Origin of the sequence: Streptomyces asoensis (assembly GCF_016860545.1) — a bacterium.
GTDB lineage: Bacteria > Actinomycetota > Actinomycetes > Streptomycetales > Streptomycetaceae > Streptomyces > Streptomyces asoensis.
The window spans coordinates 2,102,422-2,115,041 of record NZ_BNEB01000002.1 but is presented as its reverse complement, the minus strand read 5'-3'; the positions used below and the strand labels follow the sequence as shown (position 1 = coordinate 2,115,041).

Annotated in this window: 9 protein-coding genes and 1 pseudogene; 5 read left to right on the top strand and 5 right to left on the bottom strand. The window is 72.5% G+C overall.

The genetic code is table 11. From position 1 onward, the window contains the following. Positions 1–22 precede the first annotated feature (22 nt). The 3 genes from Saso_RS12350 to Saso_RS12340 all read right to left on the bottom strand — a co-directional run bounded on the left by Saso_RS12350 (position 23) and on the right by Saso_RS12340 (position 4,876). The gene (locus Saso_RS12350) at positions 23–703 is read right to left on the bottom strand and encodes a helix-turn-helix transcriptional regulator (protein ID WP_189919368.1); all 681 of its coding nucleotides are present in this window, start codon (positions 701–703) and stop codon (positions 23–25) included. A gap of 76 nt (positions 704–779) precedes the next feature. Next, the gene (locus Saso_RS12345; protein WP_189919366.1) at positions 780–4,451 is read right to left on the bottom strand and encodes a tetratricopeptide repeat protein; all 3,672 of its coding nucleotides are present in this window, start codon (positions 4,449–4,451) and stop codon (positions 780–782) included. Further along, on the bottom strand, positions 4,448–4,876 hold the full coding sequence (locus Saso_RS12340) for a hypothetical protein (protein ID WP_189919364.1): 429 nt from the start codon (positions 4,874–4,876) through the stop codon (positions 4,448–4,450). Before Saso_RS12340 ends, Saso_RS12345 begins: the two co-directional genes overlap by 4 nt. A 305-nt stretch (positions 4,877–5,181) precedes the next feature. On the opposite strand from Saso_RS12340, the gene Saso_RS12335 reads away from it, so the two are divergent. Further along, on the top strand, positions 5,182–5,445 hold the full coding sequence (locus Saso_RS12335) for a hypothetical protein (RefSeq protein WP_189919362.1): 264 nt from the start codon (positions 5,182–5,184) through the stop codon (positions 5,443–5,445). A gap of 252 nt (positions 5,446–5,697) precedes the next feature. Here the strand turns inward: Saso_RS12335 and Saso_RS12330 are convergent. Continuing rightward, positions 5,698–6,129: pseudogene (locus tag Saso_RS12330) on the bottom strand (NmrA family NAD(P)-binding protein); the annotation flags it as partial. Positions 6,130–6,498: 369 nt separating this feature from the next. On the opposite strand from Saso_RS12330, the gene Saso_RS12325 reads away from it, so the two are divergent. Both Saso_RS12325 and Saso_RS12320 read left to right on the top strand, forming a co-directional pair. Continuing rightward, a complete protein-coding gene (locus Saso_RS12325) occupies positions 6,499–7,287 on the top strand; it encodes a DUF2637 domain-containing protein (RefSeq protein ID WP_189919359.1) in 789 nt (262 codons plus the stop codon). 49 nt (positions 7,288–7,336) lie between these two features. Continuing rightward, entirely contained in the window at positions 7,337–8,011 is a 675-nt protein-coding gene (locus Saso_RS12320) for a formylglycine-generating enzyme family protein (protein WP_189919357.1), read from the top strand. Between the two features lie 81 nt (positions 8,012–8,092). Here Saso_RS12320 and Saso_RS12315 read toward each other — a convergent pair whose 3' ends face one another. Then, a complete protein-coding gene (locus Saso_RS12315; RefSeq protein WP_189919355.1) occupies positions 8,093–10,033 on the bottom strand; it encodes an AfsR/SARP family transcriptional regulator in 1,941 nt (646 codons plus the stop codon). A 112-nt stretch (positions 10,034–10,145) separates the two neighbouring features. Between Saso_RS12315 and Saso_RS12310 the strand changes: the two genes are divergently transcribed. Together Saso_RS12310 and Saso_RS12305 are read left to right on the top strand one after the other, a co-directional pair. After that, positions 10,146–11,024 (top strand): alpha/beta fold hydrolase, encoded by an 879-nt coding sequence (locus Saso_RS12310; protein WP_189919353.1) that lies wholly within the window; start codon positions 10,146–10,148, stop codon positions 11,022–11,024. Between the two features lie 358 nt (positions 11,025–11,382). Next, entirely contained in the window at positions 11,383–12,582 is a 1,200-nt protein-coding gene (locus Saso_RS12305; RefSeq protein ID WP_189919351.1) for a serine hydrolase domain-containing protein, read from the top strand. Positions 12,583–12,620: the final 38 nt, after the last annotated feature.

Sequence of the window (12,620 nt, the reverse complement as noted above, 5' to 3'; positions counted from 1 at the left end):
CAGCATGGCGTCAATTTCTATGTCAATGTTCATCGTTTTTAGAGGGTTCCACCACTACGCAACACTCCCCCGGTCGGGCGTACATGCGAGCACGGACGGGACCGTGCGCACCGAGCAGACCTTCCAGCAGGGCGAGATTCATGCCGCAGACGAGCGGCGGGAACCGTTCGGCGACGGCATGGAACGGGCAGTTGCGCATGCGGACGACGGGTTCGGCCGCCCCGGCCTCCCCCTCGACGCCTTCCAGATGCGGTTCGTATCCGCGGGCCGTCAGCATCTCCATGACCTCCTCCAGACCGCCGCAGGGCGCCGTCGAACCGCGCAGGGCCTCACCACGGCGACGGGCAGCCGCCCGGAGCCCGTCGTCCAGGCCGGCCTCCTCGGCGGCCTCGGCCAACAGCTCGGCAGCGGTGCGGTAGTCGCGGGCGGGCAGCGATATCGACCGCTCGCCCTGCGCGCGCACATACACCTTGGCGGGACGGCCGGCTCCCGGCCCCGAGCGACCCGTCAGGCGGCGACTGCCGCTCTCCAGCAGCCCGGCCTCGGTCAGCCTGTCCAGGTGGTGCGCGGCGAGCGTACGCGCGACCCCGACCGCCTCTGCGGCCTCGTTGCGGCCGACCTCACGGCCCTGCGCCGCCACGTACTCGTACAGGCGACGCCGCACCGGATCATGCAGCACCGCGATCGCGTCGATGTCTTTCACCAAGCCATTCTATGAACCATGCGGGTCGGATTTAGAAAGGCGGGACGAGCCCCCTCTCTGCCCGACGAGGCCCGCACTACTCAGTTCTGCGACCCACTCCCGGGGTGTTCGCCGCGAGCCATGTCCGGATGTCTCTCGCCTCGCGCACACGCCCGAGTCTGACGAGCAGGTCAGCCTGCAAGCGCAGCACGAAGCGGAGCGGCGAAAGGAACCGGGCGGGCGCGACCGTCATGAGTCGTCGGTAGATCTCCACCGCTTCCCCGGTGGCTCGCAGCGCTCCGGAGGGGTCCTGCCGTGCTTCATGGCGCACGCATGCCCAGTTGGTCAGCGAGGCGGCGAGGTCGGGTTCGTGGGCGGCGGGGTTGGCGGACGCCAGCCGACGGTAGAGCTGCACCGCTTCCTGGCTGGCGGTCAAGGCTTCGCTCCGCCGCCCCACCGCCGACAAGTCCTCTCCGAGGTTGGACAGCGACCGCGCGAGGTCGGGTTCGTAGGCAGCCGGGTTGCCCGCCGCCAGCCGACGGCAGATCGCCACCGCCTCCTCGCCGGCGGTCACGGCTTCATCCCGCCGCCCCACCGCCGACAGCCAGGCCCCGAGGTTGGACAGCGACCGCGCGAGATCGGGTTCGTAGCCAGCCGGACTGTCCGCCGCCAGCCGACGCCGTATCTTCACCGCCTCCTCACCGGCGGTCAGGGCTTCCTCCCGCCGCCCCACCCCCGACAGCCAGGCCCCGAGGTTGGACAGCGACCGCGCAAAATCCGGTTCGTGGGCGGCCGGATTGTCCGCCGCCAGCCGACGCCGTATCTTCACCGCCTTCTGTTCGGCTGCCAGGGCTTCCTCCCGCCGCCCGACCCCCGACAGACGGATACCGAGGTTGGACAGGGAGGCGGCGAGGTCGGGTTCGTGGGCGGCAGGGTTGGCGGACACCAGCCGTTGGTTGATCTCCACCGCTTCCTCGGCGGCGGTCAGGGCTTCCTCCCGCCGCCCCAGCCCCGACAGCCAGGCCCCGAGGTTGGACAGCGACCGCGCAAAATCCGGTTCGTACGCGGCGGGGCTGACGGACGCCAGCCGACCGTAGATGTCCACCGCTTCCTCGGCGGCGATCAGGGCTTCCTCCCGCCGCCCCACCCCCGACAGCCGGATGCCGAAGTTGGACAGCGAGCGCGCGAGGTCGGGTTCATAGGCGGCGGGGCTGCCGAGCGCCAGTCTGCGGTAGATCTGCACCGCCTCCTCGCCGGCGGCGAGGGCTTCCTGTCTCCGCCCCACCTCAGCCAGGTCCTCCCCCAGGTTGGACAGCGAACGCGCGAGGTCGGGTTCGTACGCGGCGGAGTTGTCGGACGCCAGTCGGCGGTAGATGTCCACCGCCTCCTCCCCGGCGGTCAGAGCTTCCCGCCGCCGCCCCACCGCCGACAGCCGGATGGCGACGTTCGAGAGCGAGCCCGCAAGGTCGGGGGTGTAGGCCGCCGGATTGCCGGACACCAGCCGCCGGTGGATCTCCACGGCCTCTTCGGCACCCGTCAGAGCCTCCTCCCGCCGCCCCACCGCCGACAGCCAGGTCCCGAGATTGGTCAGCGAGCCGGCGAGTTCAGGGCTGTAGGCGGCCGGGTTGCCGGAGGCCAGCAGGCGGTAGATCTCCACCGCCTCCTCCCCGGCGGTCAGAGCTTCTCCCCACCGCCCTACCGCCGACAGCCGGTTGCCGAGGTTGGACAGCGAGCGCGCGAGGTCGGATGCGTGGGCGGCAGGGTTGCCGGAGGCCGGCAGGCGGTAGATCTCCACCGCCTCCTCCCCCACGATCAGGGCTTCCTCCCGCCGCCCCACCGCCGACAGGGCCTCCCCCAGGTTGGACAGCGAGCGCGCGAGGTCGGATGCGTGGGCAGGGTTGCCGGAGGCCAGTTGACGGCAGATCTCCGCCGCCTCCTCGCCGGCGGCCAGGGCTTCCTCCCACCGCCCCACCGCCGCCAGGAAGGCCCCCAGGTTGGAGAGTGCGAGCGCGAGGCCGGGCTGGTGTGCGGGGTTGGTGCGGCAGAGGTCGCGCCAGGCGCACACGGCGTTCTCGCCGGCAGTGAGGGCTTCGCCGCGAAGCCCGGCGTAGGACTGGCGCGCGGCGAGGGTCGCGTGGGTCCGGGCGCGTGTGGCGGGGTCGTGGGTGGTGGCCAGGCGGTGGTGTGCCAGACGGGCGGTGACGGCGGCGATGCCGACGTCGAGGTCGGTGTGCCGGTCTTCGGGGAAGTGGGGCTCGATGGCCTCCAGGACGGTGAGGTCGAGGCTGTCGAGGCCGGCCAGCGCCGCGAGGGCGGTGCCGCCTGCGTGCAGGGCGAGTTCCGGGTGGTTCTTGAGCAGGGGATAGAGCTCGCCGGTGGCGACGTGGGGCCAGCGGCGAGCGGTTTCGATCAGTACGGTCAGGGTGTCGCGGGTCCATGGCGCGGCTGTGACGGCGCCGTTGGGGTCGAGGAGCAGGCGTGCGGTGGCGTGGTGGGCCCAGTCGTCGGTGACGGCCTTGGGCACTGGATGAGCAGTGTCGCGGGCGTCGGGGCCGGCAGGGGTGGTCAGGCCGAGGAAGTCCTCGCCCAGGCGATCGGGGTAGAGAGGTTCGAGCACGGTCACGGTGCGGGCTGGGTCGGCGTGGGGCGGGGGGTAGCAGTAGCGGTGGTCGTCCAGGAGGGTGTTGGCCTCGGCGGTGGAGTCGGCGAGCCCGATCCGGTCGAGGGCGCTCCGGCCGTGGGCGCGGGCCAGGGGGCGGGTGAGGGTGGCGGTCAGCACTGTGCGGCCCATGGCCTCCGGAGTCGTGGACAAGGGCTGGGGCCGGCGCTGGTGCAGGGCGCTCCAGTGGGCGCGTTCACGTTTGAGGAGGTAGGCGGAGGCGCGGGCCGGGTCGGTCGGGGCGCTCTCGTCGTGCAGGTGGGCGTCGACGGCGGCCAGAGCGGCGATGTGGAGGGTCAGGATCTGGGCGTAGTCGTCGTCGGTGTCCAGGTCCAGCGGCGGGCCGATACGGGCGGCCCGGCCTGGGGGCAGACCGAGGTGGTCGGCGAAGCGGTCGCGCGCCTGGCGGAACAGGGCGGCGCGTGCCTGGGGGTCATCGGCCACCGGGAGCAGGAGGTGGGACTCTGCGGGCGCGTCGAGCGTGTCACCGATCCAGGTGTCCAGGCTCTCCCACCAGATTCCGGCCGGGCGTGCCAGCAGCAGGATCCGCACCGGGGTGCCGGCGCGGTGCAGGAGCGGCTCTTGCAGGAGTCTGTGCAGGTCGGGTGTGGGCCAGCGTTCGGCGTAGTCGACCACCAGCAGGAGGCCGGCTGCGGTGTCGGGGGCAGGGCTGGTGTCGATGGACTCGGCGTCGGTTTCATTGACGGCGGCCTGCCACACCGTCCATCCCGCCTCGCGGCTCAGTTCGGCGAAGCGGGAGGCCAGGCGGGTCTTGCCCTGGCCGCCGGGGCCGTGCACCAGCCGGACGGCCGCCCCCGGGGTCGGATCGTCGCGCCAGCGGGCCAGGGCGTCCAAGTCGCGTCCACGGCCGGTGAAGGGCACCACCTGATGTACCGCCCGGAGCAGCCGGGAGGGCTGCTCGGCCGTCATCCGGGCGGGCACCGGTCGTGGAGTGGCGGGAAAGCCCTCGATCCGGTACGCGGGCTTCCACCGGTAGACGAACTGAACGTACTGGGTCGCGTGATCGCCGGTCTGGAAGGCCGAGGGACCGTTGAAGGTGCTGCCGTGCACCCCGCCGTCGCCCGGGGTGCCGGTGCCGGGAGCGGTCACGGCTGGGGGCCGAAGCGGACGTCCTGGTGGTTGTTGTTGCCGGCCTGGAAGGCGGTGGGCCCGCTGAAGGTGTTGCCGGACACCAGCCCCGTCTCTGCGACCGCTGCCGGGGCGGCCTCCGCCAGCAGTTGCCGCAGCAGGTCGGCGGCGTGGGAACGCTGGTCGTCATCGGCCAGATCTTCCAGCAGGGTTTCGATGCGGGTGGTCCACACCGCCTCCTGCCGTGTCCTGACGCGGTCCACGGTGCCGGGATCGGCGGCTTCGAGTTCGGCCGCGCTGCGCTCCAGCCGCTCCAGCTCCCCCTGTTCGCGGGCCGCGTCCCCGCGGCCGAACCATCGTGCCAGCCGGCTGCGCAGCCCTTCCCACGCGTCCGTACCTGCGGCCTGCACCACCGCGCTGCCCCCCGCCGCGGCCAACACCGTCATCGCCTCAGCCAGCATTCCGGTCCCCCCATGGCGTCGTACGGCGCATGCCGGGCGGTCCGAGACCGTAGCGAGCTACCGACACGCACTCGATGTATTCACCTGATATACGTTCAGCAACCGCCGCCTGGTTCCCGCGCTCCGCACTCCGCCGCATCGAAGGTGCCGAGCCGGCAGCGACCGCGCGTACCCACGGCGTCCCTGGAGTGCGGTCGGCGCCGGGCGGAGGAATCCTGCGCGGCGGCCTGCCCCAGCCGGAACTTCCGACCCGGGGTGCGACGTGGCTCCTCCCGTTGGATGGTGGAGTCATGAACCACCACCAGTCCCCAGGGACGCTCGAGATCAACACTCGCCTTGTGACGACCGGTGTCGTGCTCACCGCGGTCGGTGCCGTGACGGCATGGGCCGGTATGGCCATCACGGCCTCGGCCGTGTTCGCGGCGGGCCGGCGCATGGTCCGGGAAATGGACGTTCCCCCTGCCCAACAGGCGGCCGAGAAGCTGCGGCGGGCCAGGGAGGCGTCCCGAGCGGGCATGCAAGCGTGGCAGTCCACGTCCGGCACGCAGGCGTGATCGTCCGCCCCCGAGCTGCGGCGATCGCCGGCACACCAGACTCCGGTCGGGTCTGAGCACCGCCTTGGCGCGGGCACACCCCCGTCCGGCGCTCGCTGCTCACGGCCGGCGCTCGGAATGAGGTGACGGCGAAGGTCGGTCGCCTGCGCCGCGACGGGCTCTGCGGGGCTGCACCCGAAGGAGGCCCCGGGTGGGCCGCTCCTCCGGTCGGTCGCGCGCGGCCCGCAGCACGCACCCCTGCTCGTCGGAGGGCCACTGCGACCGGACCAAGTGCGTGGCCGGCTCGATCGCGCGCACCACCGTGAGGCCCGAAGGGTGTTCCGTCTCCTTCGCGATCTGGCGGAACATCGCCCTGTCGAGGTCGTTGGGAAGCACGCTCAACGGGGGGCCTCGTACCGTGCCGGGAGCCCGGCGCGCGCCGGACGCGGCGGCGATCTGGGGGTCCGTCAGCTCGTCGCCGACGAGCTCGACGGTTCCGCCGGGTGCCTCCGCTGTGCCGAGCAGGAGCGCGGCGGCGACCCGGCCGATGTCCCTGACCGAGATCATCTTCAGTGCGACGTCCTCCGGCAGCGGCAGCCTCAGCACGATCTCCCCGTGCTCCAGGTTCGGTGCCATCACGCTCGCGAAGTTCTCCATGAAGGCGGTCGCCCGAACCATTGCGGCCCTCGGGCCGGACTGTCTCAACGACGGCGCGGCGCTGGGCCGCTGATCGAGCGCCCCCTGACGTCGCCGTCCGTCTCCCGCCGATCGACCGGCGACAAGCCAGGGTTTTCGCACACTCCGGGGTCACCCGTTTGCCGCGCATCCGGCGGATGGAAGTGACGTTAAAGCAGCAGGAAGGAGCCAGGGCCGCAGAGCCCGCCCCGACGCGACACAAGGACGGATGATCTGCCTGCACCCCGTGATCCGCCAGTGGGCGACCACCATTTCCGGTCGTGTACCGGATGGTCATGTACCGGATGGTCATGTACCAGATGTTCGAGTTCATTCGCTGGGGAACCGCCCGTCGGACGGGGTGGTCCCGCCAGACGTGCGTGACGGGGGCGCGCTGCCATGAGCCATGACTATGTGAATCCATCCTTCGTGGAGCCCGAATGGCGCTCGGACACGTACTCCGCCGACGCGGGGCAGGGCTGGGCCGCGGAGCCTGACGACAGGGTCTACGCGGGGGTTCCTCTGACCGCGCCGGACGCCGGCTGGGACCCGGTCGAGGAACTGGCCCTTCTCCTCCAGGAACCCGTTCCGGCGGAGGAGCCGGCCACGGTGGCGCCTTCGCGGAGCGAGCCACCGTCCGGTGTCGTCCTGACCGATCCGGTGGAGAGCCCGCCCCGGGTCAGCCCTCGACCGCCGTCCGTCCCAGGCTCTTCTTCCGGGCACCGGAGGTCACGGACTCCCGGAGCCCGGCGCAAGTGGTTGCAGGTCGGGAGCCTGGGACTCCTCGCGGTCGTCGCTGTCGTCGTGGCGATGGTCAGCGTCCTCGGCGGCATGGCCGCCTACCGGCCGTTGCAGAACATCACGTCCGGAACGGGTGTCGGGGCGGTCCCCTGGTGGCCGCTCCTCGTCTACGGGCCCTGGACGGTGGGGTCACTCTGCATCATCCGTTCCGCCCTGCACCGGCGCCGAGCCGTGCACTCCTGGTTCGTCGTCCTGCTCTTCTCCTCCATCGCGGTGTCGCTGAGCGTGGCGCAGGCGGACAAGACCCTCACCGGTATCGCCGGGGCCTCCCTGCCCGCCCTCTCGTCCCTCGCCTGCTTCCACCAACTCGTCCGCCAGATCACCTTGACCATGCCACCGCAGCAGAGCGCCCGTCGCCACCGGCAGGCGGAGTCCAGCCGTGCATAAGGGCCGATCGTGACGGTCTCGGCATACGCGCCGTTAGGATCTCCTGATCATGGACCTGATGACGGGGAGCGAGATGGTCACCGTCCCGGCGGGGCGGGTGACGCTGTCGGACCGGCGGACGCAGCGCAGTTGGTCGGTCGACCTCGCGTCCTACGAGCTCGCGGCATGTCCGGTCACCCAGGAGTTGTACCGGCAGATCACGGGCGGGCGGCCGAGTGCCGTCCTCGGCGATCGGCTGCCCGTCGAGGGCGTCTCGTGGTGGGACGCGACGCGGTTCTGCAACGCCCTGTCCGAGCGGTCCGGCCTCACGCCCGCCTACCGCATCCGCGCCGGGGCCGAAGTCGTCGAGTGGGACACGTCCGCCGACGGGTACCGGCTGCCGACCGAAGCCGAGTGGGAGCACGCCTGCCGCGCCGGGACGACCGGGCCGCGCTACGGGGAGCTCGACGAGATCGGCTGGTACCGCGGGAACTCGCACGAGCGTATCCACGAGGTGGGCGCCAAGCGCCCCAACGCGTGGGGACTTCATGACATGCTCGGCAACGTCTGGGACTGGTGCTGGGACGTCTACGACGCCGAGGTCTACGGCGCCTACCGGGTGCTCCGCGGCGGCGGCTGGTTCGACGAACACTGGAGTTGCCGGGCCTCCGCGCGGCGCCGCAGCCACCCGACCTTCCAGGTCGACGACGTCGGATTCCGCGTCGCGCGTTCCGTCATGTCCTGATGCACGCCTTGTGCGGCCCGCCCTCGGTCCTCGCCGGCCCTCAGCAGGGCCGGCACTGGGGCCGGATGTGCCGGGGGTCGCTCACCCCGCGCCGACGGCGCAGGCCTCCGCCTCCGCCAGGTAGCGGGACACCGGGCCCAGGGTCAGCATTCCACTGGCCGCACCGGCGTGTTCGACGCGGGCATCGCCCAGGGCGGCCGCCGCCTGCGCGGCGGTCTTCCGCTCGCCGAGGTGTACGGCGGCGCGGGCGGTCAGGCACCACATGGCCTCCTGCATGTGGTCACGCGGTGGTTCGGGCACCGCGGCGAGGGCGGTCCGGGCTTCCTCGCCCCGGTCCTGGGCGAGGAGGACGAGAGGCCGCGCCCAGGGCCGGTACGGGCCCCAGTCGAGGTGCGGGTCCGTGGGCGCGGGCCGGTCGTGCAGCAGGCGCAGGCCCAGAAGGGCGAGGGGAAACAGGCCGCGGTGCAGCCCTGGCATTCCGGCCGTCCGGAGGGCGTCTTCGGCGGCGCGATAGTGCGCCGCTGCCGTGGCGGCGGTCGGGCCGCCCGGTTCGGTGCTGCGGGCGGCCGTGGCCCGTGCCCGGAACCATCCGGTGAGGACGGGGACGAGGGGCGCCTCGGTGGTGGCGGCGAGCTCGTCGGCCGCCTGGGCGTGCGAGGCCGCGGCGTGGAGGTCGCCGAGGGCGGAGGCGGATTGCAGGCGGACGAGCCGGCCGAGTACGGCGAAGTTCGGCAGCTGGTGCCGGGTGGCCAGGTCGAGGATCTCGGCGCCGGTCCTGCCGCGTGCCGCCGCGAGGCCGGGGCGGGTGAAGGACTGCATGAACACCCCGTTGAGGGCGAAGACCAGCAGGGCCGGATCGGCCAGGTCCCGTGCCAGCTCCTCGGCCCGGCTCGCCGCCTGCCGCGCGCGCTTCAGCTCGGTCCCGGACAGATCGGCGCTCCGGCTCTCGGTGGCGATCGTGGCCAGGAGGCGGGCGGACAGGTCGGCGGGGCCGTCCGGGCCGAGCGCGGTGAGTGCGCGCTCGGCGGCCGCGACGACGGCGCGGGACTGTTCGGGGTCGTCGGCCCGGCTCCAGAGGGCGGGCACGTCGTAGGCGCCGATGATCCGGGCGGTCAGGAAGAGGTCGCCCGTGCGTTCCGCCGCCCGGACGGCGGCGAGGCGGTCGCGCCGCGAGTGGACGAGGGCGTCACCACCCGCCAGGGCGAGAGTGCGGGCCAGGTCCACGGTGGTGCGCGGGCCCAGCCGGACGCCGTGGCCGGTCCATGGAGCTCGTGCGCTTTCGGGGGGCTCGGCCCCGGTGAGGATGTCCGTCTCCAGGCGCTGAAGGCCGGGTCCGGGGTCGAGTCCGAGTTGGTCACGGAGCATCGTACGGGCGCGCCGGAGGGTGGCCAGCGCGTCGGCCCGGCGGCCCGCGCGGTACAGCGCGCGGGCGAGCAGCTCCCAGCCCGGCTCGCGCCAGGGCTGTTCGGCGGCATGGGCACCCAGTTCGGCGACGAGGTCGGCCCCTCCGCCGGTGTCGAGGAGGATGCGGGCGCGCAGTTCCACCGCGTCCAGCCTCAGCTCCTCCAGCCGGGTCCGCTCGCGTTGTGCCCACGCGGAGCCGGTCACGTCGGCGTAGGCGGGCCCGCCCCAGGTCGCGAGTGCCGCACCGAGGCCGGTGACCGCGTCGGGGTCGCGGCGGGCTCGGGCCAGGGTGTCCTCGAACCGGTGGACGTCCACGTCCTCGCGCGGCAGGCGCAGCGCGTAGCCGGGGCCCTCGGTGACGATGACGCGCGGCGGGTCGCGGGGCGGCCGGTCGGGTTCGAGGGCGCGGCGCAGCGCGGCGACGAACGTCCGCAGTGCGCCCACGGCGCGGACCGGCGGATCGGTCCACAGGTCGTCGACGAGGGTGTCGGTGGTGACCATCCGCCCCTCGGCGGCGACGAGCCGGGCGAGGACCTCACGGTGGCGGGGTCCGCCCAGGTCGACCGGGCTGCCGTCGTCGCGGAGGGCCCGCACGACGCCGAGCACGTCGATTCGCATGCGCCCATCCTCCGTGCCGGGACCGGCTGTGCCCAACCGTACTGATCGGTTGCTGATCGCCGTCGCCCAGGCTGACCCCGGTCACGTTCCGTACCCGAAAGGTTGTCACCCCATGACGCTCACTCTTCCCGGCTTCGATCACGTCCGCCTGCCCGGCGCGGGCGGTGTGGAGCTGGCGGCCGCCGTCGGAGGCCGCGGCACTCCGGTCGTGCTGCTGCACGGATTCCCCCAGACCCATCTGATGTGGCGGCACGTCGCGGAGCGGCTCGCCGCCGAGCACACGGTGATCTGTCCTGACCTGCGGGGTTACGGCGCCAGCGACAAGCCGGCGGCGACCGGGCCCGACGTGTACGCCAAGCGCACCATGGCCGCAGACATCGTGGCCCTGGCGGCGGCGCTCGGCCACGAGCGGTTCGCCCTCGTCGGCCACGACCGGGGCGCCCTGGTCGCCTTCCGCGCGGGGTTGGACCACCCGGAGACCATCACGCACCTGGGCATCCTCGACATCGTGCCGACGCTCGACATGTGGAACGTCCTGCGTGGCGCTTCGGCGGCGGTGGGCTACCACCTCTTCCTCATGGCGCAGCCGCCGGGCCTGCCGGAGACGATGATCGCGGGCAGCGCGGACGCGTTCTTCGGCTCGTTCCTCGACGCCTGGGCCGACGATCCGGCCGCCATGCCGGAGGATGTGCGTGCCGCATACCTGCGGGCGAGTGCCGCGGCGGTGACGTCGATCGTCGCGGACTTCCGGGCCTCGGCGGGCATCGACGTCGTGCACGACCAGGCGGACCTGGACGCCGGATCGCAGCTGGCCATGCCGGTGACGGTCGTCCAGCAGGACTGGGGCGCGCACCTGGGCTACGACGCCGCCGGGGTGTGGAAGGCGTGGGCGCCCGACCTGGACCACCGGCTGACCCGGGCGGGGCACTTCATGGCCGAGGAGGCGCCCGAGGAGATCACGGCGGCGATCCGGGACCTGCTGGCCCGCTGATCGTGCTGTGACGGGAACACCGGTGCCGTTGCTGGTCCCCAGCCGCAGCGGCAGGCGACGGGCCGTCACGGAACATGGGGCCTGGCTCAACGACCCACTGGGGACGGTGTTTTCGCGTACTCCACCCGGATTCTGTCCCCGCCTTCGGCTATCCTCCGAGGGATTCCCTACGACTGTGCGGTGCCCGCCGGAGCCAGGCTCCGCCTCAGGACCGTGCGACAACTCGCCCAGCTGCGAACCGTGTTCTCGTCCTCGTACCTCGATCGTGCGCGACGACCTTCCCGGATTGTCGAAGGAGCATGAAGTGCGTGTGCATGTGCGTGTCCGACGGATCCCGCGGCTGACGGGGTTTCGCGCCATGGCGGCGGTCGCGCTGGCCGCGGCCCTCGTCGGGCCGCTCGCCACGACCCCGTCGACCGCGTACGCCGTCGATGGTAGTGCGGCGGTCCGGCAGGACGGCAGCGCGGAGACCCGCGCTCATCTGCGGGCGCTGGCCAGGGAGTTGGTGGAGGAGGGCGTGCCCGGGGTCATCGTGCGGGTGGACGACGGTCACGGCAGGCCCATCGAGATAGCCGAGCAGGCCGCCTGGACGAGGAAGGACCACCGGCTCAGGGCGGACGACGAGGTGCGGGAGGCGTCCAACACCAAGACGGTGATGGCCACCCTCGTCCTGCAACTGGTCGCCGAGCACCGGCTCGCCCTCACCGACCCGGTCGACAAGTGGCTGCCCGGGCAGGTGCGCAACGGCAGGGCGATCACCCTGCGCATGCTGCTCAACCACACCAGCGGGTTGTTCGACTACACCGAGGACCCCGCCCTCGTACCGGCCCTCACGGGCTGGGACCCGCACGTCTGGACGTCGACGGAGATCCTGAGCCTGGTGCGCGGACACCCGGCGCTGTTCGAGCCCGGTGCCGAGTGGTCGTACAGCAACACCAACTACATCGCGGTCGGCGCCGTCCTGGAGAGGGTCACCGGTAGGAGCCTCGCGGCGCTGGTGCGGGAGCGGATCGCCCGGCCCTTGGGGCTGCGGCACACGTTCTACGCCACCGGTTCCGCCTGGCGCGGCCGGCACGCGCACGGGTACGAACCCGACGCCGCCCACATGCCACCGAACGTCCCCGAGGAGTTCAGGAACTACGCCGGACCGCGGCACGACGACCATGTGGACGTCACCGGCGACTACGTCACGGCCGACGGAGCGGACGCCGCGATCGTGTCGACCGCCGGCGACTGGTCGCGCTTCTACGGCGCGTTGATGTCGGGCCGTCTGCTGCCCGCAGCCCAACTGGCCGAGATGCGCACCACCGTGCCGGAGGGCGGGTCCGACGACCCGGAGGAACTCGGCTACGGATTGGGCATCGAGCGGGCGAAGACCGCCTGTGGCACGGTCTGGGACCACGTCGGCGTCGTCCCGGGCTACGCGACCTACAACGTCACCGACTCCACGGGCCACCGCACGGCCGCCTTCTCCTTCGCCACGTCCACCCTCACCAGAGCGGCCCACCGGACCGGAGCGGCGCTGATGGACGCGATCAACTGCGCGATATTCGACTGACCCGCGCGCTCTCGACGGGAGCCGCCTCCACCAGTCAC

What these genes read in the sequence shown, in the direction of transcription:
- Saso_RS12340 (WP_189919364.1), bottom strand. Translation starts at nt 4,876, where the DNA reads ATGACGGTGTTGGCCGCGGCGGGGGGCAGCGCGGTGGTGCAGGCCGCA.
- Saso_RS12335 (WP_189919362.1), top strand. Translation starts at nt 5,182, where the DNA reads ATGAACCACCACCAGTCCCCAGGGACGCTCGAGATCAACACTCGCCTT.
- Saso_RS12325 (WP_189919359.1), top strand. Translation starts at nt 6,499, where the DNA reads ATGAGCCATGACTATGTGAATCCATCCTTCGTGGAGCCCGAATGGCGC.
- Saso_RS12320 (WP_189919357.1), top strand. Translation starts at nt 7,337, where the DNA reads ATGGACCTGATGACGGGGAGCGAGATGGTCACCGTCCCGGCGGGGCGG.
- Saso_RS12315 (WP_189919355.1), bottom strand. Translation starts at nt 10,033, where the DNA reads ATGCGAATCGACGTGCTCGGCGTCGTGCGGGCCCTCCGCGACGACGGC.
- Saso_RS12310 (WP_189919353.1), top strand. Translation starts at nt 10,146, where the DNA reads ATGACGCTCACTCTTCCCGGCTTCGATCACGTCCGCCTGCCCGGCGCG.
- Saso_RS12305 (WP_189919351.1), top strand. Translation starts at nt 11,383, where the DNA reads ATGGCGGCGGTCGCGCTGGCCGCGGCCCTCGTCGGGCCGCTCGCCACG.